This window comes from Halomonas getboli (assembly GCF_023094245.1).
Taxonomy (GTDB): domain Bacteria; phylum Pseudomonadota; class Gammaproteobacteria; order Pseudomonadales; family Halomonadaceae; genus Halomonas; species Halomonas getboli.
Genome location: NZ_JALMEW010000001.1, coordinates 347294 through 371038, shown reverse-complemented (window position 1 = coordinate 371038; position 23745 = coordinate 347294). Strand labels below are relative to the sequence as shown.

Genomic DNA, 23745 nt, shown 5'->3' with positions numbered 1-23745 from the left:
CCTCGAGCAGCGTTTCGCGATAGGCCTGGTAGGCATGGGCGCCCTCCAGCTCGGCGATGTCCGCCGCCGCCTTGAGCTGCCCGCCCTGGAACAGCGGTGCGGTGAGCTGGCCCAGCAGTGACCACAGCGGATCGCCGAGCAGGGCCTCGTGGGGCGTCTCGGCGACGTCCTCCAGCGCCGCCGTCACGTCCAGCGAGGGCAACAGGTCCTTGTAGGCCACATCGGTGCGGCGCTCGGCGGCCTCGATCGCCGCATAGGCGGCCTGGAGGTCCGGGCGCCGCGCCAGGGTCTGCTCCGGCAGCTCGGGGCGAACCAGCAGGGTCTCGGGGAAGTCATCCGGCACCGTGATCTGATCGGACGAGGAACGCCCCAGCATTTCCGCCAGCGAGCGACGCTGCTGGGCCAGCGTCTCGCGCTGCTCCTCGAGCGTAGCGCGGGCGCTGGCGACGTTGCTGCGCGCCGTGTCGAGGTCTTCGAGGCTACCGAGCCCCGCGCGATACTGGTCGATGATCAGCGCCTGGTTGGTCTTCAGGGTATCCAGGCGGCGCGTCTGGATCGCCACGGCGCGTCGCTGCGCGATCAGGCCCACCCAGGCGCTCATCACCTCCCCGGCCAGGGTGTCTCGCGCGGACTGGTAGAGCCCCTGCTCTTTGGCGACGTCCGCCACGGCGGCGGCTTGCTCGTCGGCGAGCTGTCCCCACAGGTCAACCTCCCAGTCGATGCTAACGCTGCCCGTATAGCTGGCCGCGGCGTCCTCGTCACGGGAGCCGGAAAGCCCCGCTTCCAGGCTGGGCCAGCGTTCGCCACTGGTCTGACGCAGCTCGGCCTGACGGGTGCGCAGCGTCAGCCAGGTCTGGCGCAGCCCGGGATTGGCCACCAGCGCCTCATGCACCAGCGCCGCGAGAGTGTCCGACGGGATCAACTCGTCGAGGGAACCGGCACTCTCCGCTTCCGACAGCGCGGGCCAGGCGGCAACCTCCGAGCGATCCGCCTCGGCGCGATCGGCGAGGCCGCCATCGGCGTGATCGAACGTACTGCAGGCCGACAGCAATAGCGTCAGGGGCAATACCCAGACGGGCAGCCAGGAACGGTGGGACATCTCGGCAGACTCCGGAGACACAGGGCGGCCGGCAGCCGCCGGCGCAAGAATGTCACAAAATGATACAGAATAATGAGGCAAGACAATGTTAACGCATTAAGCAAATACGCCGGCTTACGCGGTTCGAGGTTCGAAAAAAGAACCGCCCGGGGCGGGCGGTCAAGAACAGGGAATTGCACCTCATAAGAGGTATGGGCAGCTTGTACCCTCGCGGGTTAGGAAAGGGTTAAGGTGGAGAAAGGGTCAGGGGGCGAAGTAAGGAGTCAAGGAACAAGGAACAAGGAGCGAGCGGCATGGACGATGCACCAGGGAGGCAACCAGTGAGCGACAACAGCGTGATCCACGTAGAGGGGCTGTCGAAGACCTACGACAGCGGCTTCGAGGCCCTCAAGGGAGTGGATCTTAAGATCCGGCGCGGCGAGATCTTCGCCCTGCTCGGCCCCAACGGCGCCGGCAAGACCACCCTGATCAGCGTGATCTGCGGGCTGGTCAACGCCTCCGCAGGCCGCGTGCTGGTGGCCGGTCACGATAACGTCGCCGACTATCGCCAGGCGCGCCGCCTGATCGGCCTGGTGCCCCAGGAGCTGACCAGCGAGGCCTTTTCCACGGTATGGGACACGGTGAGCTTCAGCCGCGGGCTGTTCGGCAAGCCGAAGGACCCGGCCCACATCGAAAGAGTGCTGAAGTCGCTGTCGCTGTGGGACAAGCGCCGCAATCGCCTGATCACGCTGTCCGGCGGCATGAAGCGCCGCGTGCTGATCGCCAAGGCGCTGGCCCACGAGCCGCAGATCCTGTTCCTCGACGAGCCCACCGCCGGCGTCGACGTGGCGCTGCGCCGCGACATGTGGGAGGTCGTGCGCCAGCTGCGCGACAGCGGCGTGACCATCATCCTCACCACCCACTACATCGAGGAGGCCGAGGAGATGGCCGACCGCATCGGCGTGATACGCTCGGGCGAGCTGGTGCTGGTCGAGAACAAGCGCGAGCTGATGCGAAAGCTCGGCCGCAAGGAGCTGACCCTGCAGCTTCACGAGCCCCTCGAGCGCCTGCCCGGGGAGCTGGACGCCCACGGCCTGGAGATCGCCGAGGACGGCCAGGCGCTGATCTACACCTATGACGGCCGCGACGACGGCGACGACTCGAGCGGCATCGCCGAGCTGCTCGCCGACCTGGACGCCGCCGGCATCCGCTTCAAGGACCTCCACACCCGGCAGAGCTCGCTGGAGGACATCTTCGTCAGCCTGGTCAGGGAGGACGCATGAACCTCGAATCCGTGAAGACCCTCTACGTCGCCGAGATGTCGCGCAGCCTGCGCACCGTGCTGCAGAGCATCGTCTCGCCGGTGATCTCCACCTCGCTCTACTTCGTGGTGTTCGGCGCCGCCATCGGCACCCGCATCAGCGAGGTGGAAGGCGTCAGCTACGGCGCCTTCATCGTGCCCGGGCTGATCATGCTGATGCTGCTGACCCAGAGCGTCTCCAACGCCTCCTTCGGCATCTTCTTCCCGCGCTTCTCGGGCTCGATCTACGAGATCCTCTCGGCGCCGGTCTCCTACTTCGAGGTGGTGCTGGGCTTCGTCGGCGCGGCGGCCACCAAGTCGGTGATCCTGGGGCTGATCGTGCTCGGCACCGCGAGCCTGTTCGTGCCCTTCACCATCGCCCACCCGCTGGTGATGCTGCTGTTCCTGGTGCTCACCGCCCTGACCTTCAGCCTGCTCGGCTTCATCATCGGCATCTGGGCCGACGGCTTCGAGAAGCTGCAGCTGGTGCCGCTGCTGGTGATCACCCCGCTGACCTTCCTCGGCGGCACCTTCTATTCCATCGACATGCTGCCGCCGCTGTGGCAGGCGGTGACGCTGGCCAACCCGGTGGTCTATCTGGTCAGCGGCTTCCGCTGGAGCTTCTACGGCCTGGGCGACGTCAGCATCTGGGCCAGTCTGGCGGTGATCACGCTGTTCCTGGCAGTGGCGCTTGCCGTGGTCAGCTGGATCTTCCGCAGCGGCTATCGGCTCAAGCCCTGACCGTCCCGGCAGGATACCCGCCGTGCTATTGCCGACCCGCTATCGCCGCCGCGTCGCGGCGGGTATCATCGCCAGCCCCGTTCACCGAGGCCGAGGGAGGTCCCCATGCCGATCCTGCACAGCATCATCCACCGCATCGACAAGGGAGACGGCGAGACACCGGCTCGCCTCGTGCCCGCCGGGGCGCCGCTCGCGGCATCCACTGCCCTCGACGACCTGGTCTCGGGGCTCAACGACGCCTATCACGGCAAGGCCAAGAACTGGGGCCGCTTCGCCGACGACGAGCCGGCCGCCTTTCCCGCAGCGCTGAGCGCCTTCCTCGACGGCGAACGCGACTTTCCCAGCCTGACCCGGGCGCTGGCCGAGCAGATCGTGCCGCTGATCGACGACCACCTGCCCGTGGGCGGCCACCTGCTGGTCGTCGACCATCGCCAGGGCGAGGCCCGCTACCTGATCCTCGCGCTGCTGCATCACCGCGACGGCTTCGGCATCGACGATGCCCTCGGCGTGGTGCCCGCCCGCCAGCTCAACCTGGCCCAGATGACGCTGGCCGCGCGCCTCGACGTCAACCAGTGGCAGAACGGCTCGGCCTCGCACCCCTATCTCTCCTGGACCCGCGACCGCGGCGGCAAGAAGCTGTCCGAGGCCTTTGCCGAGGCACTGGGCGCCCGCGAGCAGCGCGACGCCGACGAAGAGACCCGCACCCTGCTCAAGGCCTTCAGCGACTTCGTCGAGAACGAGGACCTGCCGGAGGAGGCCAGCCGCGAGAAGACAGACGCCCTGGTCGACTACGCCAGCGACCAGGCCAAGCTCGGCGAGCCCATCACCCTCGAGGATCTCTCCGAGCTGGTCGACGAGGAACGCCCCAGGGCCTTCTATGAGCACATCCGCAACAGCGACTACGGGCTGAACCCCGAGATCCCGCCGGACAAGCGCACGCTCAACCAGTTCCGGCGCTTCACCGGCCGCGCCGCCGGCGTCTCGATCAGCTTCGACTCCCACCTGCTGGGCGCCGCCGTGGAGTATGACGAGGACGGTGACCGGCTGATCATCAAGAAGGTGCCCAACGGGCTGCGCGACCAGCTCAAGCAGCGCCAGGGCGACTGACGCCGGCCGCCCCGATCAATGCCTCTCAGCCGAGGTGCGGCGCCAGCCACTGGCGCAGCTGCGGCCCCTGCAGCAGCCCCGGCTGGCGGGCCGCCTCGCGGCCGTGCTTGAACAGGATCAGCGTCGGGATGCTGCGAATCCCGAAGCGGCCGGCCAGGGCCTGCTCGGCCTCGGTGTCGAGCTTGGCGAAGCGCAGGCGCGGCTCCAGCTCGCGGGCCGCCTCGGCGAAGATCGGCGCCATCGCCTTGCAGGGGCCGCACCAGCTGGCCCAGAAATCGACCACCACCGGCAGCGAACTGCGCGCCACCAGCGACTCGAAGTTGGCATTGGTCAGCGTCAGCGGTTCACCGGTGAACATCGGCCGGCGGCACTTGCCGCAGCGCGGACCGGCGGACAGACGCTCGGGACGAACCCGGTTCATGGCATGACAGTGGGCACAGCCCAGCAGCAGGGCATCGGACATGGAGGGGCTCCTGTGGGTGACGACTCGAAAACTATGTCGCCAGATGCCGGCGTCATCAAGCGCCGCGACGGCCGCCCATGGTGACGCCGATCGGGCTCAGAACAGCCCGAGCTGACGGTCGATCAGGGTCGCGAAGTCGTCGCCCACGAACGGCAGGATGGCATCCGCCACCGGCTGCAGCTGGGTGGTCAGGTAGTGCTCGGTGTCGATGGCCGAACGCCGCTGCTCCAGCGGCTCCGGCCCCGCCACCGTCATCACGTAGCGGATCCAGCCGCCGTGCTGATACTGACGCGGCCGACCGAGCCGGTCGTTGACCTCGTCGGCGATCCGCGCCGCCCGCACATGGGGCGGCACGCTGCGCCGATAGTCGGCCAGGGAGCGCCTCAGCCGCTTGCGATAGACCAGGCAGTCGTCAAAGTCGCCGGCCCGGGTGCGACGCACGTAGTCACGCACGAAGTCCCGATGGGGCTCCCCGGCAAAGATGCGCCGATAGAGCTCCTGCTGGAAGTTCTTGGCCAGGTCCGTCCAGTCGCTGCGCACGCTCTCAAGCCCCTTGAAGACCATCCGCTCCTCCCCCGCCGGATCGCGTACCAGACCGGCATAGCGTTTCTTGCTGCCCGCCTCGGCGCCGCGAATGGTCGGCATCAGAAAGCGTCGGTAATGGGTCTCGAACTGCAGCTCCAGCGCGCTCGCGAGGCCATGTTCCCGGGCCAGGTGGTCACACCACCAGACATTGACGTATGCCACCAGGCGCCGGCCGATCGCCGCCGCCTGCGCCTCGGGATGCGCGCGACCGAGCCACACGAAGGTGGAGTCGGTGTCGCCGTAGATGACGGTATAGCCTTCGGCCTCGATCAGCTCGCGGGTGCGTCGCATGATCTCGTGGCCGCGCATGGTGATCGACGAGGCCAGGCGGGCATCGAAGAAACGGCAGCCCTTCGACCCCAGCACGCCATAGAAGCTGTTCATGATGATCTTCAGCGCCTGGGAAAGCGGCGCGTTGCCCGCGCGCTTGGCGGCCTCGCGCCCGCCCCAGACCCGCGCCACGATATCTGGCAGCGCATGCCGAGACCGCGAGAAGCGCGCGCCGCGAAAACCCGGCACCGAGGCCGCATCCGCGGGATCGGCGAGCCCCTCCACCAGGCCCGCCGGGTCGATCAGGAAGCTGCGGATGATCGAGGGATACAGGCTCTTGAAGTCCAGCACCAGCACCGAGTCGTAGAGCCCGGGGCGGGAATCCATGACGAAGCCGCCGGGGCTCTCGACGGCTTCGGCCTCGCCGAGGTTCGGCGCCACGAACCCCAGGCGGTGGAGGCGTGGCAGGTAGAGGTGGGTGAAGGCCGCCACCGAGCCGCCGCTGCGGTCGGCGGACAGCCCGGTCACGGTGGCCCGCTCCAGCAGGAAGTCGAGCAGCTCGGTCTCGGCGAAGATCCGCGTCACCAGCTCGCAGTCCTTGAGGTTGTAGCGCGCCAGCGCCGGCTTGTCCTCGGCAAACATGCGCAGGATGTCATCCAGCCGCTGGTAGGGATTGTCGATGGCCTTGCCCTCGCCGAGCAGGGCCTGGGCCACGTGCTCCAGGGAAAAGGAAGAGAAGTGCCAGGTGGCCGAGCGCAGCGCCTCGATGCCATCGATGATCAGCCGCCCCGCCGCCGAGGCGACGAAACGATTGACCTGATGGCCATGGGCGCGCCACGCCATCTCGGCGCCGCCACGACCCAGGCGCAGGGGCACGCCGCACCGCCGCGCGTGTTCGTGGAGAATGCGCAGGTCGAACTGCACCAGATTCCAGCCGATGATGGCATCCGGATCGTGCTCGGCGAACCAGCGGTTGAGCCGCTCCAGCAGGGCCGAGCGGCTATCGCAGTACTCGAGGTCGAAATCGAGCCCGTCGGCCACGCCGTTGGGCGGGCCCAGCATCAGTACCCGGCGTTCTTCCCCGCTTTCCAGGGCAATGGAATACAGCTCGCCGCTCCCGCTGGTCTCGATGTCCAGCGACACCACCCTGAGCCGCGGACGATAGTCCGGCGCCGGCCTGAGCCGCGTCGCCATCAGGCCGCCCACGCCGTCGGGCTCGCCCTCGACGCTCACCGGCGCGGTGATGAAGCGCTCCATCAGATAGCGCTCCGGCGGCCGGATATCGGCCTCGTAGACCTCCACGCCGGCGTGCGTCAGGCGCCGTTCCAGGGCCGTCAGGCGGTGATGCGGCCGGCAGTAAAGCCCCAGCACGGGGCGTCGATGAAAGTCGCGCAGCGCCAGGGAGCGCAGCTCGACGTCGCGCTCGCCATGCAGCACGACCTCGGCGTGTCGGCGCTGCTCCACCGGGATAAAGGCCACAGACGGCCGCGGCGGCACGCGCACTCGCAGCGGCCCCTCGTCGGTCGCCAGCCAGAACTCGGCCTGGGGGCCCTCGGACGTCTCCTGCCAATCTCGAGTCAGGATGAACCCCTGCCGCACCACTACCGTCGCTCCTCGCTTGCCCATGAGCCTCCATCATATCGCGGCGGCAAGACGCTCACGGGTCACGGACATAAAAAAAGCCTCCCCGAAGGGAGGCCAGTTGGAGCACGCCAGCTCACTCGTCGGGCCGGTCGTCTTACTGCGACGCAATGACGACCGGCAGACAATCGGAGCAAAACCCAGACGGGAAAGGCTCCGACCGCCGACACTCAACCAAAAGCAACACATAGGCCAGAAAATAAATAAACGCTTTAAATCATATATTTAATAAAATTCAGCAGTGCACTGCGACGATACCGCGTCGAGCGATCACGCTGCGACGCACCATCATGAACCGCCTAATGGATGCGATGCGTCATTTCGGAGCGCCGGACACCTGTTGCGATGCCTCGCGGGACTTGATGGAAATCCCTTCCATCGCGCATTCTGATGCTTTCCTTCATTCCCCTCGGAGCATCGCCATGTCCTCTCTCCGCCTCGGCTTCATCGGCATCGGCCTGATGGGCGACCCCATGACCCGCCGCCTGCTGGCGGCCGGCTTCGATGTCACGGTCTGGAACCGCTCGCCGGACAAGACCGCCGGCGTGGCCGAGGCCGGTGCTTGCGTGGCCGGCTCGATCGGCGAGCTGGTCTCGGCCTCGGACGTCATCCTGCTGTGCCTGGCCAACACCGCCGTGGTCGAGGCCGTGGTGTTCGGCGAGGACGGCGTGTCCGCCCATGCGCGTCCCGGCCAGCGCCTGCTCGATCTTTCCAGCAGCGACCCCGAGGCTACGCGCGACATGGCCGCGCGGCTCGCGGACGCCTGCGGCGTCGCCTGGGTCGATGCCCCGGTCTCCGGCGGCGTGGCCGGCGCCGAGGCCGGCGAGCTGGCGGTGATGTGCGGCGGCGCCGACGCGGACGTCGACGCGCTGCGCTCGGTGCTCGCCCCGCTGGCCGCTCGGGTGACGCACATGGGTCCGGTCGGCAGCGGCCAGGTGACCAAGGTCTGCAATCAGATGATCGTCGGCTGCCAGGCGGCGGTGATCGCCGAGACGGTCGCGCTGGCGGAGGCCAGCGGCGTGGACGCCACCCGGCTGACCGAGGCCCTGGCCGGCGGCTTCGCCGACTCCAAGCCCTTTCGCATCCTCACGCCGCGCATGGCCGAACGCGACTTCGCCGCCCCGCCCTGGCACCTGCGCACCCTGCTCAAGGACCTGGACATGGCGGTGGCCCAGAGCGGCCGCGCCACCAGCGCCACGCCGATGAGCGCGCTGGCCGCCCAGCTGATGCGCGGTCATGCCGCCCGCGGGCACGGCGAGGCGGACCCGGCCACCCTGGTCGAGGCCTATCGCTCGCCGGGCTCGGGCGAGGCGTGAGGCGTGAGGCGTGAGGCGTGAGGCGTGAGGCGTGAGGCGTGAGGAGCCTAGATATAGCCATATAAGGCTATTACATTGAAAAATAGCCTTGAGAATCTATCCTGAGACATGACCGCCGTCCTCGGGAGCCCCCCATGGCCACACGCCTTGCCGTCATCACCGGCGACATCATCGACTCGCGCCGCCTCGAAGAGGGTCCACGCCTCCACCGGATCCTCGAAACGACCCTGGCGGGCCTCGCCGAGCGCCACGAGGGCGACTATCAGCGCTACCGCGGCGACGGCTTCCAGCTCGCCATCGCCCGGGCCGAGGCGGCCCTGGACGCGGCCGTGGCGCTGCGTGCCGCCCTGATCGCACACTCCGAGACCGGACACCGCTGGGATGCCCGGCTCGCCATCGCGGTGGGGAACGACGACTGGCGGCCCGGCGATGCGCTGGCCTCCGCCGACGGGCCGGTCTTCGTCGCTTCAGGCCGGGCACTGGACGCGCTGGACGCGTCGGACGCGTGCCTCGTGCTGCATCACACCGAGGCCGACGATGCTGACTGCGAGGCGCTGCTGATCCGCCATCTGGATGCCCTGCTGGCCGACTGGTCCCCCCGCGCCGCCGAGGCGGTCGGCCTGCGTCTGACCGACGATCTCACCCAGCAGGCGCTGGCCGAGCGGCTGGGCATTCGCCAGCCCAGCGTCCACAAGCGCCTGCGCGCCGCCCGCTGGCCCCTGCTGGCCGACACCCTGACGCATGTCCGCGCTTCGCTCGCCGACAAGGAGGCGACGCCATGACCGCCACGGCCCTGACGACGCTGTTCGCCCTGATCATCGCCCACCTGGTGGGCGACTTCCTGCTCCAGCCGCGACGCTGGGTCGAGGCACGCCAGCGCGACAAGGCCCGCGCCGGCGTGCTCTACCTGCATGCCGGGGTGCACGGGCTGCTGGCCCTGGCGGTGCTGATCGTCGCCGGCGTCGATCCGCTCGCCGCCGCGGCCTGGTCGGTGACCATCGCCGCGAGCCACGCACTGATCGACCTGGGCAAGGCACACCTGGACTCGCGGCGGCTGTGCTGGTTTCTGGTCGATCAGGCCCTGCACCTGACCGTGCTGGTCGGCGTCTGGCTGGCCTCGCTGGGCAGCCTGGCGCCTCTGAGCGCGGCGGTCGACTGGCTGAGCCGTCCCGAGGTGATGGCTCACGGTCTCGCCTATCTGCTGGTCACCCGCCCCATGGCCATCGCCATCGCGCTGGCCATGCGCCCCTGGAGCGAGGAGGTCACCGACCCCGGCACGCTGGTCGCCGCCGGGGCGCGCATCGGCATGCTCGAACGGCTGCTGGTGCTGACCCTGGTGCTGCTCGACGAGCTGACCGCGGTGGGCTTTCTGCTCACCGCCAAGTCGGTGCTGCGCTTCGGCGACCTGCGCGCCCGCCGCGACCGCAAGCTCACCGAGTACGTGCTGCTGGGCACCCTGCTCAGCGTCACCGCCACCCTGGCGCTGGGGCTGGCGGTGCGCCAGCTGCCCTGGACAACCTGAGCCATGCGATCCATGACGCTGCTCCACATTTCGCTCGCCCTGCTGCTGGGCGGCTGCGCCGGCGGCGAACGCCCCGGCGAACCCACTGGCGTGGCGATCGACGACAGCCACCCGTCCAGCGCCCACTCCAGCCGGGTGCGCTTTCTGGTGCTGCACTACACCGACGAGGACGAGGCGACCTCGCTGGAGATCCTCACCGGGCCTCGCGTCAGCGCCCACTACCTGGTGCCGCGCCATCCCGACCGGGAACTCGGCGCGCCGCGCGTCTATCGCCTGGTCGACGAATCGCGCCGCGCATGGCACGCCGGTGCCAGCGCCTGGGCGGGCCGCCCCCATCTCAACGACAGCTCGCTGGGCATCGAGCTGGTCAACGCCGGGCCGGATCGCCCGTCCATCGAGGCCGCCTCGACGGTGGCCTGGGCGCCCTTCCCCGACGACCAGATCACGGCGCTGATCGCCCTGCTCAGGGACCTGATCGCGCGCCATGACATCGCCCCCACCGGCCTACTCGGCCACGCCGAGATCGCGCCCACGCGCAAGATCGATCCGGGGCCGGCCTTCCCCTGGCGGCGCCTGTACGCGGTCGGCGTCGGCACCTGGCCACTGGAAGCCGATCTGGCCCGCTACCGTCGCCTCTTCGCCGCGGGCCCGCCGCCGCTCGCCACCCTGCAGCGGGCGCTGGCGGCCTGGGGCTATGCGGTCACGCCGAGCGGCGAACTCGATAACGCGACCCGAGGCGCGCTGAGGGCCTTTCAGATGCGCTATCGGCCCGCCGACTATCGCGGCCGGCCGGACGCCGACACTGCCGCCCGACTGTGGGCGCTGCTCGCTCGCTACCGACCCGAGGCGCTGGTCGATCCGGCGCTGATCGCGCCGTCCGAGGCGACGCCCGGAGAACCGCCCGCGCCGCGGGGATAGTGGATGACGTCGTGGAAGCGCGCCGGCTCCGGTCCCGGGTTGCGATAGGCGTGGGGCAGGTCGGCGGCGAAGCGCAGCCCCTCGCCCGCCGCCAGACGCCGCCAGACGCCGTCCACCCGCACCTCCAGCTCGCCCTCGACCACCACCAGATGCTCGACCACGCCCGGCGCATGGGGCGCCGACTCGCTGATCGCACCTGCGGCCAGGGTCCCCACCAGCAGCTCGAAGCCGAGCGCGGGGTCGAAGGGAAACAGCGGCACGGCCGACATGCCGGCGGCGTCGCCCTCGGAGGCCGGCGCCGCCTGACGCGCGGCACCGGTCGCGCCAGCGTCCGGGGCAACGGCCTCGGGTTCGAACAGGCTCGAGAACGGCACGCGGAAGCCGCTGGCGATCTTCCACAGCGTCGCCACCGTGGGGCTCGATTCGCCGCGCTCGATCTGGCCCAGCATGGCCTTGCTGACTCCGGTCTCCCGGGCGGTGCGATCGAGGCTCCAGGCCTCGGCGCGGCGCAACGTCCTGAGCCGTTCGGCGATATGCTGCGAGATCTCCTGCATTGGCCTCTCCCGGTCGCGTTTGGACAGTTCTGATAGATCGTTCGAAGGAATGGAAAGGCGCCATTGTAGCGCGGTCGCCGCATCCTGCCTGCCCATTTGTGCGTTATAGCGCACGGTGCTAGGGTGACGCCATCGTACGTTATAGCGCACAGCCACCCGGAGCCCTCCCATGTCCACGTCAAGCCGGCCGACGCCGAGCCCCGCTACCGCCGAGCGTTTCTCGCTGTGGCGCGACAGCAGCCTGTCGACCCTCACCGCTGGCTTCATCGCCGTGCTGATCGGCTATTCCAGCTCGGCGGCGATCATCGTTCAGGCCGCCGAGGCGGGCGGCGCCAGCCAGGCCGAGATCGGCTCCTGGCTGTGGGCGCTGGGCATCGGCTCCGGCATCACTACCCTGGTCTTCTCGCTGCGCTACCGCATGCCGCTGCTCACCGCCTGGTCGACCCCGGGCGCGGCGCTGCTCGCCACCAGCCTGCCGGGCCTGCCGATGAGCGAGGCGATCGGCGCCTTCCTGTTATCGTCGCTGCTGATCACCCTGTGCGGCGTGACCGGGCTGTTCGAGCGGCTGATGCACCGCCTGCCGCGAGCGCTGGCCTCGGCCATGCTGGCCGGCGTGCTGCTGCGCTTCGGGCTCGACCTGGTGATGACCGTGGAACATCGGCTGGTGCTGCCGCTGGCGATGGGGCTGACCTACCTGGTGGCCAAGCGGCTGTGGCCGCGCTACGCGATTCCGCTGGTGCTGGCCGCGGGCGTCCTGGTAGCCCAGGTCCAGGGCCTGCTGGATCTGGGCGCCATCACCCCGGCGCTGGCGGTGCCGGCGTATACGGCGCCGAGCTTCGACCTCGGCACGCTGATCGGCGTCGGCATTCCGCTGTTCGTGGTCACCATGGCCTCCCAGAACCTGCCCGGCGTGGCCGCCCTGAGCGCCGCCGGCTACCGGCCGCCGATCTCGCCGCTGGTCGGGGGCACCGGCCTTGCCGGACTCGCGCTCGCGCCCTTCGGCGGCTTCGCCCTCAACCTGGCGGCGATCAGCGCCGCGGTCTGCCAGGGTCCGGAGGCGCATCACGACCCGAGCCGGCGCTACGCCGCCGGGGTCGCGGCCGGCGGCTTCTATCTGCTGCTGGGGCTGTTCGGCGCCACCGTCAGCTCGCTGTTCGCCGCCCTGCCCGGCGAGCTGGTGGTGGCCATCGCCGGCCTGGCGCTGCTGCCGACCCTCGGCGCCGCGCTGGCCGATGCCCTGGGCGATGCCAGCCAGCGCGACGCCGCCCTGCTGACCTTCCTGGTCACCGCCTCGGGCATCGCGCCGGGCGGCATCGGGGCGGCTTTCTGGGGCCTCGTGGCCGGGCTGGTGGCACTGGCCATCGGTCGCTGGCGCGCCGCGGGCAAGGGCGCATGAGCCATGTCGCCCTCGGCACCGCTGGCGTCGCCGCCGCACTGCGTTACCCCGGGCGCATCTGCTAGGGTGCCGCGATCCAATAACAAATTCCTTCCCTGGAGCATGCCCATGGCGATTCCGACTCTATCCATCTGCCGGGGACGCGACATCACCCCGCACCTGCCGGCCCTGGCCCAGCTGCGCATCCGGGTCTTCCGTGACTTCCCCTATCTCTACGACGGCGACGCGGCCTACGAGGCCAGCTACCTCGAGCGCTATGCCGCCAACCCGGAAAGCTTCTTCGTGCTGGCCTTCGACGGCGACACCCTGGTCGGCGCGGCCACCGGCCAGCCGCTGAGCGACGAGGTCGACGACTTTCGCGCGCCCTTCGAGGCCGCCGGCTACCGCCCCGAAGGCGTCTTCTACTACGGCGAGTCGGTGCTGCTGCCCGAATACCGCGGCCGCGGCATCGGCAAGGCCTTCATGGAGGCCCGCGAGAGCCACGCCGAGAGCGAGGGCTTCGGCCATGCGGCCTTCTGCGCCGTGGAACGCCCGGTCGACCATCCGCTCAAGCCGGACGACTACCGGCCGCTGCACGATTTCTGGAACGCCTGGGGCTATCGCCGTACGCCGTCGCTCTCGACCACCTTCGCCTGGAAGGACATCGATGCGGAGGAAGCGACCGCCAAGCCGATGATCTTCTGGCTCAAGGCCCTGGATTCATGAACGAACGCCGCCGGCCGCCGGTGACGGTGGCGACCGCCCAGTACCCCATCGACCGCTTCGCCACCTTCGCCGATTTCCAGGCCAAGGCGGCACGCTGGGTGCATGACGCCGCCAGCCGCGGCGCCGAGCTGCTGGTGTTTCCCGAGTACGGCGCCATGGAGCTGGCCTCGCTGCTGCCCGAGGCCGAGCAGGGCGACCTGGCGGCCCAACTGCACGGCCTGCAGCCCTGGCGCGACGCCGTCGTCGAGACCTGGCGTGAGCGTGCCCGTGAGTACGGCGTGACCCTGCTCGCCCCCTCGCTTCCGTGGCGGCTCGACGACGGCCGCTTCGTCAACCGCGCCTGGCTGTGCGGCCCGGACGGCGATCTAGGCCATCAGGACAAGCAGGTGATGACGCGCTTCGAGAACGACGAATGGGGCGTTGAGGCCGGCCACGGCCTCAGAGTCTTCGACACTCCGGCCGGGCGACTGGGCGTGCTGATCTGCTACGACAGCGAGTTTCCGCTGCTGGCCCGGGCGCTGGTGGACGCCGGCGCCGAGCTGCTGCTGGTGCCGAGCTGCACCGACACGGAAGCCGGCTATCAGCGGGTGCGGCTCAGCGCCCAGGCCCGCGCCATCGAGCAGCAGGTGACGGTGGTGCAGTCACCCACGGTGGGCGAGGCGCTGTGGTCGCCGGCGGTGGACATCAACATCGGCCGGGCCGGCGTCTACACGCCCTGCGACCACGGCTTCCCGCCCGACGGCGTGCTGACCCGGGCCGCGGATGCCACCCCGGGCTGGCAGATCGCCCGCCTCGACCTGGCCGCGATCCGCGAGCTGCGCGACCACGGCCAGGTCAACAACCACGCCGACTGGTCCCTCCAGGACGCCTGCCTGGCCGCGGGCATCGCCCAAGAGACGTTCACCTAGCGTCTCAACCGCCCGCCTCGAGGCGCGGCGACAGCCGCTCGCGCCGCGCCATCAGGTCGTCGACGAAGGCGGCGACCTTGGAGGAGCGCAGCCGGTGCTCCGGGAAGATCAGGTGGATGGCATCGAGCCGCGGCCGGTTGGCGACCTGCCAGTCGCGCATCACCGGCACCAGCTCCCCGCGCTCCAGCGCCTGCTGCAGCAGCCAGGTGGGGAACAGCACCAGCCCCTGATCCTGGCACGCCGCCTCGCAGAGGCTCTCGGCGTTGTTGCTGCGCAGGTTGCCATGGACCTCGACGGGCCGGAACGCTTCCCGGTCTTCGCGCCGCACGTACCACGCTTCCCGCCCCCGGGTTCCCTTGTAGATCAGACAGTTGTGGTGGAGTAGATCGTCCGGATGCTCGGGCCGGCCGTGGCGCGCCAGATAGCCCGGCGAGGCGGCGATGGCGAAATGCTGCGGCGCCAGCTCCCGGGCCACCAGGCTGGAGTCCTCCAGCGCGCCGATCCGCACCACCAGATCGGCGCCCTCCTGTACCGGATCGACCAGGGCGTCGGTCAGCGTCAGCTCCACCTCGAGCTCGGGATAGCGCGACTGGAAACCCTCCAGCCAGGGGGCGATGTGCCGGCGACCGAAGGCCACCGGCGCATTGATGCGCAGCACGCCGCGGGGAGAGCGGGTCGCCCCCGCCACCTCCTCGGCGGCACCGTCCAATAGCGTCAGCGCCTCGCTCACCTGCTCCAGATAGCGCTGCCCGGCCTCGGTGAGCCGCACCGCCCGGGAATGGCGATACAGCAGGCGCTGCCCGAGAGCGCGCTCGAGGGCGGCGATGCGCCGCGACACCGACGACGGCGGCAGTTCGAAGGCCCGCGCCGCCTCGGTGAAGCTGCCGCCCTGGGCCACCCGGGCGAACAGGCGCAGCGACAGCAGCTGAATATCATTGTCCATTCGGCAAAGAACCTTTGTCAGAACACCGGATTGTTCCCATTACAGCACATGAGTAGGGTAAGCCGCCTTTCCCCATCACGGAGGCGAACATGCCACCCCTCACCATACTGCTGCTGGTGCTCTGCGCCGGCATGGGCCTGTCGGTGGAAGCCGGCCTGCTCGGCCCGCTCGGCGAACAGGTCGGCCATCTCTCGGCGACGCTGTCGATCTTCCTGGTCGGCGGCCTGCTGCTCTCGCTGGCCATGGTGTTCAGCCGCGGCGTCTCGCTGGGCACGCTGTTCCGCCAGCCGCGCTGGCAGCTGATCGGCGGCCTGCTGGGGCCGATCTACGTGGTGGTGCTGACCGTCACCACCCCGCTGGTGGGCGTCGGCATCACCATGGTCGGCATCCTCTTCGGCCAGGTCGGCGCCAGCCTGGTCATCGACCACTTCGGCTGGCTGGGCAGCGAACGCCGCGCCATCGACGGCTACCGGGTCGGCGCCCTGGTGCTGATTCTCGCCGCCCTGTGGCTCATCCACTGAGGAGACCCGACATGCTGCTGACCCTGATCTTTCCCCTGCTGCTCGCCGGCGGCGCCGTGCTGGCCGCCCAGTCGTCCGTGAACGGCCGCCTCGGCGCCACCGTCGGCGTGCTGCCGAGCGCCTGGCTGACCTTCATCATGGGCGCCGTGGTGACCTTCCTGCTGATGTTCTTCTTCGAGCCTCCCCATGAGGCGACGCTGTTCAGCGTGCCCAAGTGGCAGCTGACCGGCGCGCTGTTTGGCGTGGTCTACATGCTGGCCATCGTCTTCGCGGTGCCGCGGGTCGGCACCGCCGCCGCCACCGTGGCGGTGATTTCCGGCCAGCTGCTGATGAGCCTGTTGATCGACCACTTCGGCTGGCTGCACAACGACCGCCTGCCCTTCGACGCCTCGCGCCTGGCGGCGGTGGCGCTGCTGGCCGGCGCGCTGTGGCTGATCTACATGAGCAACGCCCGCCGGGAGCGCCGGCAGGCATTGGAGGCAGAAGCGGCGTCGGGCTGACGCCGCCGAGGCGGGATCGCGCGCGGCGTCAGGCCGAGCGCGGCTCGACCTGTTCGATCAGCGAGCGCATGTGGCCGTCGCGTTGGGCGGCCAGGTGCCAGGACAGCGCCGATTCCAGGCAGTGCGGCGTGTGGCCGCCGCGCTCGCAGGCCGCCGCGAAGTAGGCGCGCAGCGCCGGGCGATAGCGCGGATCGGCGCAGCGCTCGATGATCACCTCGGCGCGCTCCCGCGGCGCCAGCCCGCGCAGGTCGGCCAGGCCGTGCTCGGAGACCAGGATATCGACGTCGTGCTCGGTATGGTCGACGTGGCTGGCGAAGGGCACGAAGCTCGACAGGTCCCCACCCTTGGCCACCGACTTGGTGACGAACACCGATAGCTGGGCGTTGCGGGCGAAATCGCCGGAGCCGCCGATGCCGTTCATCATCCTGGTGCCGTTCACGTGGGTGGAGTTGACGTTGCCGTAGATGTCGGCCTCCAGCGCGGTGTTGACGGCGATGATGCCCAGCCGACGCACGATGCCGGGATGGTTGGAGAGCTCCTGGGGCCGCAGCACCAGGCGGTCGCGGTAAGCGGCCAGGCGCGGCCAGACGCGCTCGCCGCAGGCCTCGGACAGCGTGATCGAGCAGCCGGAGGCGAAATCGAGCTTGCCGGCGTCGAGCAGGTCGAAGGTGGAGTCCTGGAGCACCTCGGAGTACATGGTCAGGTGCTCGAAGGGCCCCTCGGCCAGGCCGCACATCACCGCGTTGGCCATGCTGCCGATGCCGGCCTGCAATGGCAGCAGCGACGGCGTCAGGCGCCCCGCCTCGACCTCATCGGCGAAGAAGCCGATCAGGTGCTCGGCGATGCGCGCGGTGTCAGCATCCGGCGGCAGCACCGTGGAGGGGCTGTCCCGCCCCTCGGTGATCACGATGGCGGCGATGCGCGCCGGATCGACGGGAATGGCCGCGGAGCCGATGCGCGAGTCCGGCGCCACCACCGGAATCGGCGGGCGCGTCGGGCGCATGGCGGGCACGAAGATGTCGTGCATGCCCTCTAGCTCGGCGGGCGCGGCCAGGTTGAGCTCGACGATCACCCTGTCGGCCAGCAGCGCGTAGCTGGCCGAGTTGCCCACCGAGGTGGTCGGCACGATGCCGCCGTCCTCGGTGATCGCGCAGGCCTCGACCACCGCCACGTCCAGATCGGCGAGCTGATGGTTGCGCAGCAGCTCGACGGTCTCGGAGAGGTGCTGGTCGATGAACATCACCCGCCCGTCGTTGATCGCCCGGCGCAGGGTGGTATCGACCTGGAACGGCATGCGCCGCGCCAGCACGTTGGCTTCGGTGAGCAGCTTGTCCAGGTCGTTGCCGAGCGAGGCGCCGGTCATCAGGGTGATCGACAGCGGATCGCGGGCGGCCCGCTCGGCCAGCGCCAGCGGCACCGCCTTGGCCTCGCCGGCCCGGGTGAAGCCGCTCATGCCGACGGTCATGCCGTCCTCGATCAGCGCCGCGGCCTGCTCGGCCGATTGGAGCCTGTCGCGCCACAGCGGCCAGCGGCAGCGTTGCCGAATGCGATCGTCGTCGTACACGCCTGCAATCTCCTGTCGGATAACCATTTCGAGCTAATAGATTGCCAGCTATTGATAATCGTCACCCTTCGACCAAAGACGTAGCCATGTCTCTTCCTCATGCCGCCGCTTTTGCCGCCGCTGGCGCTTGATCGTACAATGCCGTCCATATCCGGGCCGCTCATATCCAGGCCGTCCCTATCCGGGCGGCCCGACCGCCCCTCCCTGACAGACGCTTTCGAGGACATCCCCGACCCATGCGCGCCACGCAACTGTTGATCTCCACCCTCAAGGAAACACCCGCCGACGCCGAAGTGGTCAGCCATCAGCTGATGCTGCGCGCGGGGATGATTCGCCGCCTGACCTCGGGGCTCTACACCTGGCTGCCGCTGGGCCTGAAGACCCTGCGCAAGGTCGAGCGCATCGTTCGCGAGGAAATGGATCGCGCCGGCGCCCAGGAAGTGCTGATGCCGGCCGTGCAGCCCGCCGAGCTGTGGCAGGAGTCCGGCCGCTGGGACCAGTACGGGCCCGAACTCCTGCGTCTCAAGGACCGCCACGAACGCGACTACTGCGTCGGGCCGACCCACGAGGAAGTCATCACCGATCTGGTGCGCAAGGAAATCGCCAGCTACAAGCAGCTGCCGTCGAACTTCTATCAGATCCAGACCAAGTTCCGCGACGAGATCCGCCCGCGCTTCGGCGTGATGCGCTCCCGCGAGTTCATCATGAAGGACGCCTACTCCTTCCATATTGATGAAGCCTCGCTGATGGACACCTACCAGGTGATGTATGACGCCTACGTGCGCATCTTCACCCGCCTGGGGCTCGACTTCCGCCCGGTGATCGCCGACAACGGCTCCATCGGCGGCACCGGCTCCCACGAGTTCCACGTGCTGGCCGACTCCGGCGAAGACGACATCGTGTTCTCCACCGAGTCCGACTACGCCGCCAACATGGAGAAGGCCGAGGCGCTGGCGCCCCAGGGCGAGCGCGACGCCCCCGCCGAGGAGCTGCGCCTGGTCGACACGCCGGACGCCAAGACCATCGCCGCGCTGGTCGAGCAGCACGGCCTGCCGATCGAGAAGACCATCAAGACGCTGATGGTGCACGCCGCCGAGGGCGGCCTGATCGCGCTGCTGATGCGCGGCGACCACGAGCTCAACGAGGTCAAGGCCGAGAACCTGCCCGAGGTGGCCAGCCCCCTGACCATGGGCACCGAGGAAGAGATCCGCGCGGCGGCCGGCGCCGGCCCCGGCTCGCTGGGTCCGGTGAACCTCGACATGCCGGTCGTCATCGACCGCAGCGTGGCGATGATGAGCGACTTCGGCGCCGGCGCCAACATCGACGGCAAGCACTACTTCGGTATCAACTGGGAGCGCGACCTGCCGCTGCCCAAGGTCGCCGACCTGCGCAACGTGGTCGAGGGCGACCCGTCGCCGGACGGCCAGGGCACGCTGTCGATCAAGCGCGGCATCGAGGTCGGCCACGTCTTCCAGCTGGGCCAGAAGTACAGCGAAGCGATGAATGCCACCGTGCTCGACGCCAACGGCAAGGCCGCACACCCCTGGATGGGCTGCTATGGTATCGGGGTGACCCGTGTGGTGGCCGCCGCCATCGAGCAGAACCATGACGACGGCGGCATCATCTGGCCGGACGCCATCGCGCCCTTCCACGTCACCGTGGTGCCGATGAACGCCCACAAGTCGCAGCGCGTGCGCGAGGAGAGCGAGCGCCTCTACCAGGAGCTCAGCGCCGCCGGCTTCGACGTGCTGCTCGACGATCGCGATCTGCGCCCCGGCGTGCGCTTCGCCGACCAGGAGCTGATGGGTATCCCCCACCGCCTGGTGGTCGGCGACCGCGGGCTGGACAAGGGAGAACTGGAGTACAAGGGACGCCGTGACAGCGATGCCACCATGGTCCCCGCCGGGGACATCCTCGCTTTCCTGCGCGAGAAGATCGACGTCCAGTAAGCGGCGTCTGACGGCCGCCGCCCTGGCGGCGGCCTACCTGCTGCTGGTGGCCCCGCTTGCCGCCCAGGGCAGCGACGATTTCCTCGACGCCCTCTCCGCGCGCCCGGTCCTGGACCGGGCGCCGGTGGTTCGGGCCCTGCCACCGCTTCCCGCCACGCTGCGCCCGACCTTCGACGCCAGCCGGCAGACGCCGCGCTCGCCCGCCGACGTCTGGGCGACCCGCCAGTGGGTCAACGACATGGCGCCGCGCCTGGCCCGCTACGTGGCCGATTCCGATCGTCGTCAGGCGCTGCTGGCCCGCATCCATCAGGAGGCCCAGCTGGCCGGCCTGCCGCCGGCGCTGGTGCTGTCGGTCATCCAGGTGGAAAGCGCCTTCCGCGCCGAGGCGGTGTCCTCGGCCGGCGCCGTGGGACTGATGCAGATCATGCCGTTCTGGATCCGCGAGCTGGGCCTGCCCGCCGACGATCTCAAGGATCCCGTCCGCAACCTGCGCTACGGCTGCACGATACTGGCCCACTACCTGGCGGTGGAAGACGGCGACCTGACCCGCGCCCTGGCCCGCTACAACGGCAGCCTGGGCAAGACCTGGTATCCCGAGCGGGTGATGCGCGCCCTGGCCCGACGCTGGACGCCCGCGACCCCCGGCCTGCCCGAGCGCCTGACCGCAGATCGCTGAAGGCCCCGAACGACGCACAAAAAAAGGCCGGCCCCGAAGGGTCGGCCCAGTGGGGGGAACTCCCCCCTCCCCTGACGACTGAGGAACGGCTGGTGATACGCGGGTGACTGCCCACGACATGCGCATCCCTGATCCAGCCATCCGATACGATGCGTATGGGCTCACTGTACGGCGCCATCGCCGTGCGTTCGCTGACCTGGATCAAGTGAGCGGCCGGCGCGACGCCTGGGGCGGTGCCGGGATTGATACAGATCAGTTCTCGAGCCGAGTCACCAGCCGGTGGCCTGCCAGCTCGTCGAACAGCCCCGCCACATCCGCCGCCAGCCGGGCGGACGCTATCTCGGGAAAGCGCTCGGCCAGCAGCGCCACGATCTCGTCCTGCGTCAGGGGCTCGAGCCCCAGCAAGCGCCAGATGCCGGCGGCCACGGCACTGAGCCGGTGAACCTCGCCTCGGGCATCGACCAGGAAGTGCTCGTCGCCCAGCGCATGCTCCGACACCATCGGCAGGCGGCGCCACGTCGCCCGTGGCGCCCGGGCACCCGACATGGCCGCTGCTGACGCAGCGGCCGACGAGACGCAGACGGCCTCCTCGTCCACGTCATCCAGCCCCGCGATGACCCGCTCGACGGCCGCCATGGGGTCGTCGTAGCGCAGCAGGCGACAGGGCAGCCCCTCCATCAGGGGCAGCAGTCGTTCGAGCAAACGCGCCGAATCGTGATCCTTTCCGGCGAGCGTCTGACTCAGCAGTTGCAGGAGCCCCTCCCCCGGGCTCAGCCGAGTCAGGCGCGCGTCCTGCGCGCCTGGCACGCGATCCAGCATCACGATGGCACCGAGGGGCCTCGTCTCGCCGTGTGCGGCGAGACGATCGCGCGCCAGGGCCAGGAAGCGGTAGCGATGGTCCGACACGCCGTCATGCTCGGCGATGAACCTCCCGAGCGGGGGCGTGAGCCCCTCGGGCAGGGGCAGCCTCAGCCGCGGCGCGATACCCAGCGCCACCCCCTCATCCTCGGCATTGAGCAACAGCACGTCGTCCGCGAAGACCCGATAGCCGGCGGCGGCGAAGGCCGCGCTGAGCAGGCTCTTGCCCGTCCGATGGGGGGCGGGAAAGAGCACCAGCCGCCCCGCGACCTCCACGGCGGCACAGTGCAGTCCGACCAGCCCGGGGCGCGCGTCGAGGAGCGGCGGTATCAGATCGGCGATCAGGCTGGCGGCCGCGGTGGCCAGGCCCGGCAGCCATCGGGGCCGGGCACGACCGGGTACCCGCTGAAAGTAGCGACCGCCCGCTTCCCAGGCCGACAGCTGCCAGGCCTGCGCGGCTCGGGTCGGCCAGCGGCCGAGCGACCAGCCGGGCATCGCCGCCTGCAGCGCTGGCGCGAGGCGCGGAGCATCGTCCAGCCGCACGCTGGCCTCGAGCCCGGCCGGCTGCAGGACCTCGATGTAACGGCCCATCACCAGCGGCTGGGATGGCTGTGACGGCTATGGCTGTGCCGGCTGTGGCTATGATGGCTGTGCTTCGAGTGCCGATGATGACGGCGATGCCGCTCATGGCGATGGCGCCGGTGCTCGCGATAGTCGTCGACGTAGCGGCGTTCGTGATGCCGGGGTGCGCTTTCGTAGACGATGCGCCATTGACCGTCGTCCCAGCCGTTGGCGCTGGCCTGGCCGAAGGTGGTCAGGGTGGGGGCCGCATAGGCGGCGATGCCGGCCAGCCCGAGGGCGGCCAGCAGGCGCCGGCGTCGCGCTGACGCCGAATGCGAGGTCGTGGCGGAGGCGTTTACGTCGTTCGCCTTGTCATGCGCACTGTCATTCATGAGCAGGCTTCCTGGAGGAACAATGGTCCCCCTAGCCTACCGGTCGCAAACGCGGACGACGCCTGCCCGGCCGCGACTTCCGCGATCGCTGCATATTACCTCCGCCGCGTCGCCGAGCGACGACGAAAGCCGACAACGCTCACACCATCTTCTTGTCTTCGACCTGATCCGGGGTGGTGCCCGGCGGCAGCGGATGGCCCTTGGCCAGCTCGGCGCGGGTGGCGTCACGCACCTCGAGCACCTCGAGGCGATAGTGCAGGGTGCGACCGGCCAGCGGATGGTTGGTATCGATGCGCACGCTGTCGTCGCCGACCTCGAGCACGGTGACGATCTCCGGGCCGTCGTCGCCGCGGGTCTGGAAGCGCATGCCCGGCGCAAGATCGGGGGCCGGGAAGGCGTGCCGGCCGACCTCGCGCACCAGCGCCTCGTCGCGCAGGCCGTAGGCCTCGGCGGGCGCCAGGGTCACGTCGAGCTCGGCGCCGGCCTCGCTCCCGGCCAGGGCGCGCTCCAGCCCGGCCATCAGGTTGTCATGGCCGTGCAGGTATTCGAGCGGCTTCTGTCGGGCGCGGGAGTCGTCGAGGACCTGACCGTCCTCGTCGCTCAGCACGTAGTGCAGGGTCACGACCCGCTGGGGGGCGATGGTCATGGAACCTCCGATTCTGGGGAATGAAAGATCAGGGGCGGCGCCTCAGTCGCGACGGCGCAGCCGGGAGACGGGCATCTCCAGGCGCTGCTGCTGGTGCAGCATGTTGAGCAGCACGATGGCGCGCTCCTCGCCCTTGTGGCTGGCGAAGACCGCCTGCAGGTCCTTGAACGGCCCCTCGGTGATCTCGACCGTCTCGCCGGCGCGGAAGTAGACGTGGGCGACGTCGTGGCCATCCTGACTGGCCTGGCGGCGCAGGGCCTCGATCAGGCCGTCGCCGACCGGCACCGGCATGTCGCCGCCGAAGGTGACGAGCTTGAGCACGCCCCGCGTCGAGCGGATCGGCCGCCAGTTGCTGACCAGCCGGTCGAGGCGGATGAACAGGTAGTAGGGAAACAACGGCTCGCTCACCCATTCGAGCTTGCCACGACGCTTCTTCTGCACCTCGAGCACCGGGTGAAAGACCTCGTAGCCCTGGTTGCCCAGGTGCTCGGCGGCGCGGAAGGACTCGCCGCCCTTGCACTGGATGGCATACCAGCGGGGGACCGCCTCCTCGGCGGCCTCGAGCGAAAGGTCGTCATCACGCATGTCGTCGATCGTCTCTGGCTGGTGTCGGCGCCGGGGCTCTGCAACA

General features: G+C 69.6%; 24 protein-coding genes. 14 read left to right on the top strand and 10 right to left on the bottom strand.

The features are described 5' to 3' along the window. Positions 1–1099: TolC family protein (locus MYL53_RS01805; protein WP_247851648.1), on the bottom strand; the 1099-nt coding region annotated here is incomplete at its 3' end. Between the two features lie 320 nt (positions 1100–1419). Between MYL53_RS01805 and MYL53_RS01800 the strand changes: the two genes are divergently transcribed. From MYL53_RS01800 to MYL53_RS01790, 3 genes are all read left to right on the top strand, one after another. Further along, positions 1420–2361 carry an ABC transporter ATP-binding protein gene (locus tag MYL53_RS01800; RefSeq protein ID WP_247851647.1) on the top strand — a complete coding sequence of 314 codons (942 nt, stop codon included), beginning with the start codon at positions 1420–1422 and terminating at the stop codon, positions 2359–2361. Continuing rightward, entirely contained in the window at positions 2358–3119 is a 762-nt protein-coding gene (locus MYL53_RS01795) for an ABC transporter permease (RefSeq protein WP_247851646.1), read from the top strand. Before MYL53_RS01800 ends, MYL53_RS01795 begins: the two co-directional genes overlap by 4 nt. Before the next feature lie 105 nt (positions 3120–3224). After that, on the top strand, positions 3225–4226 hold the full coding sequence (locus MYL53_RS01790) for a nucleoid-associated protein (RefSeq protein WP_247851644.1): 1002 nt from the start codon (positions 3225–3227) through the stop codon (positions 4224–4226). A 25-nt stretch (positions 4227–4251) separates the two neighbouring features. Here the strand turns inward: MYL53_RS01790 and trxC are convergent, their stop codons facing one another. Together trxC and MYL53_RS01780 are read right to left on the bottom strand one after the other, a co-directional pair. Then, the gene (gene trxC / locus MYL53_RS01785) at positions 4252–4689 is read right to left on the bottom strand and encodes a thioredoxin TrxC (protein ID WP_247851643.1); all 438 of its coding nucleotides are present in this window, start codon (positions 4687–4689) and stop codon (positions 4252–4254) included. 96 nt (positions 4690–4785) lie between these two features. Beyond that, on the bottom strand, positions 4786–7170 hold the full coding sequence (locus MYL53_RS01780) for a DNA polymerase II (protein WP_247851642.1): 2385 nt from the start codon (positions 7168–7170) through the stop codon (positions 4786–4788). Positions 7171–7475: 305 nt separating this feature from the next. On the opposite strand from MYL53_RS01780, the gene MYL53_RS01775 reads away from it, so the two are divergent. From MYL53_RS01775 to MYL53_RS01760, 4 genes are all read left to right on the top strand, one after another. After that, positions 7476–8501, top strand: a complete 1026-nt coding sequence (locus MYL53_RS01775; RefSeq protein ID WP_345740344.1) for an NAD(P)-dependent oxidoreductase — start codon at positions 7476–7478, stop codon at positions 8499–8501. Between the two features lie 134 nt (positions 8502–8635). After that, on the top strand, positions 8636–9283 hold the full coding sequence (locus tag MYL53_RS01770) for an RNA polymerase sigma factor (RefSeq protein WP_247851640.1): 648 nt from the start codon (positions 8636–8638) through the stop codon (positions 9281–9283). Next, positions 9280–10023 (top strand): DUF3307 domain-containing protein, encoded by a 744-nt coding sequence (locus tag MYL53_RS01765; protein ID WP_247851639.1) that lies wholly within the window; start codon positions 9280–9282, stop codon positions 10021–10023. The genes MYL53_RS01770 and MYL53_RS01765 overlap by 4 nt, the downstream gene beginning before the upstream one ends. Positions 10024–10026: 3 nt before the next feature. Continuing rightward, positions 10027–10941, top strand: a complete 915-nt coding sequence (locus tag MYL53_RS01760) for an N-acetylmuramoyl-L-alanine amidase (RefSeq protein WP_247851638.1) — start codon at positions 10027–10029, stop codon at positions 10939–10941. Here MYL53_RS01760 and MYL53_RS01755 read toward each other — a convergent pair. Further along, a complete protein-coding gene (locus tag MYL53_RS01755) occupies positions 10857–11495 on the bottom strand; it encodes a helix-turn-helix domain-containing protein (protein WP_247851637.1) in 639 nt (212 codons plus the stop codon). The genes MYL53_RS01760 and MYL53_RS01755 overlap by 85 nt on opposite strands. 169 nt (positions 11496–11664) lie before the next feature. Here MYL53_RS01755 and MYL53_RS01750 point away from each other — a divergent pair, with 169 nt between their 5' ends. The 3 genes from MYL53_RS01750 (at position 11665) to MYL53_RS01740 (ending at position 14504) form a co-directional block, all read left to right on the top strand. After that, positions 11665–12891 carry a benzoate/H(+) symporter BenE family transporter gene (locus MYL53_RS01750; protein WP_247851636.1) on the top strand — a complete coding sequence of 409 codons (1227 nt, stop codon included), beginning with the start codon at positions 11665–11667 and terminating at the stop codon, positions 12889–12891. A gap of 108 nt (positions 12892–12999) precedes the next feature. Then, entirely contained in the window at positions 13000–13596 is a 597-nt protein-coding gene (locus MYL53_RS01745; protein ID WP_247851635.1) for a GNAT family N-acetyltransferase, read from the top strand. Then, complete coding sequence (locus MYL53_RS01740; RefSeq protein ID WP_247851634.1) at positions 13593–14504, top strand: carbon-nitrogen hydrolase family protein; 912 nt, start codon at positions 13593–13595, stop codon at positions 14502–14504. The genes MYL53_RS01745 and MYL53_RS01740 overlap by 4 nt, the downstream gene beginning before the upstream one ends. 4 nt (positions 14505–14508) lie before the next feature. On the opposite strand, the gene MYL53_RS01735 is transcribed toward MYL53_RS01740, so the two are convergent. Continuing rightward, positions 14509–15447 carry a LysR family transcriptional regulator gene (locus MYL53_RS01735; protein WP_247851633.1) on the bottom strand — a complete coding sequence of 313 codons (939 nt, stop codon included), beginning with the start codon at positions 15445–15447 and terminating at the stop codon, positions 14509–14511. An 89-nt stretch (positions 15448–15536) separates the two neighbouring features. Here MYL53_RS01735 and MYL53_RS01730 point away from each other — a divergent pair, with 89 nt between their 5' ends. Both MYL53_RS01730 and MYL53_RS01725 read left to right on the top strand, forming a co-directional pair. Then, positions 15537–15968, top strand: coding sequence for a DMT family transporter (locus tag MYL53_RS01730; RefSeq protein WP_247851632.1), 432 nt, complete (start codon positions 15537–15539; stop codon positions 15966–15968). Positions 15969–15979: 11 nt separating this feature from the next. After that, positions 15980–16468: a DMT family transporter gene (locus tag MYL53_RS01725; protein ID WP_247851631.1), complete on the top strand. Its 489-nt coding sequence runs from the start codon at positions 15980–15982 to the stop codon at positions 16466–16468. A gap of 28 nt (positions 16469–16496) precedes the next feature. Here the strand turns inward: MYL53_RS01725 and scpC are convergent, their stop codons facing one another. Beyond that, complete coding sequence (gene scpC / locus MYL53_RS01720) at positions 16497–18032, bottom strand: succinyl-CoA:acetate CoA-transferase ScpC (RefSeq protein WP_247851630.1); 1536 nt, start codon at positions 18030–18032, stop codon at positions 16497–16499. Positions 18033–18268: 236 nt separating this feature from the next. Between scpC and MYL53_RS01715 the strand changes: the two genes are divergently transcribed. Further along, a complete protein-coding gene (locus tag MYL53_RS01715; RefSeq protein WP_247851629.1) occupies positions 18269–19981 on the top strand; it encodes a proline--tRNA ligase in 1713 nt (570 codons plus the stop codon). Further along, a complete protein-coding gene (locus MYL53_RS01710) occupies positions 19917–20657 on the top strand; it encodes a transglycosylase SLT domain-containing protein (RefSeq protein ID WP_425591727.1) in 741 nt (246 codons plus the stop codon). Before MYL53_RS01715 ends, MYL53_RS01710 begins: the two co-directional genes overlap by 65 nt. Positions 20658–20909: 252 nt before the next feature. On the opposite strand, the gene MYL53_RS01705 is transcribed toward MYL53_RS01710, so the two are convergent. The 4 genes from MYL53_RS01705 to rfaH all read right to left on the bottom strand — a co-directional run bounded on the left by MYL53_RS01705 (position 20910) and on the right by rfaH (position 23699). After that, complete coding sequence (locus MYL53_RS01705; RefSeq protein WP_247851628.1) at positions 20910–22106, bottom strand: PqqD family protein; 1197 nt, start codon at positions 22104–22106, stop codon at positions 20910–20912. Further along, the gene (locus MYL53_RS01700; protein WP_247851627.1) at positions 22106–22468 is read right to left on the bottom strand and encodes a hypothetical protein; all 363 of its coding nucleotides are present in this window, start codon (positions 22466–22468) and stop codon (positions 22106–22108) included. Before MYL53_RS01700 ends, MYL53_RS01705 begins: the two co-directional genes overlap by 1 nt. A 139-nt stretch (positions 22469–22607) precedes the next feature. Then, positions 22608–23114, bottom strand: a complete 507-nt coding sequence (locus tag MYL53_RS01695) for an FKBP-type peptidyl-prolyl cis-trans isomerase (RefSeq protein ID WP_247851626.1) — start codon at positions 23112–23114, stop codon at positions 22608–22610. Between the two features lie 42 nt (positions 23115–23156). Next, positions 23157–23699 carry a transcription/translation regulatory transformer protein RfaH gene (gene rfaH / locus MYL53_RS01690; RefSeq protein ID WP_247851625.1) on the bottom strand — a complete coding sequence of 181 codons (543 nt, stop codon included), beginning with the start codon at positions 23697–23699 and terminating at the stop codon, positions 23157–23159. Positions 23700–23745: the final 46 nt, after the last annotated feature.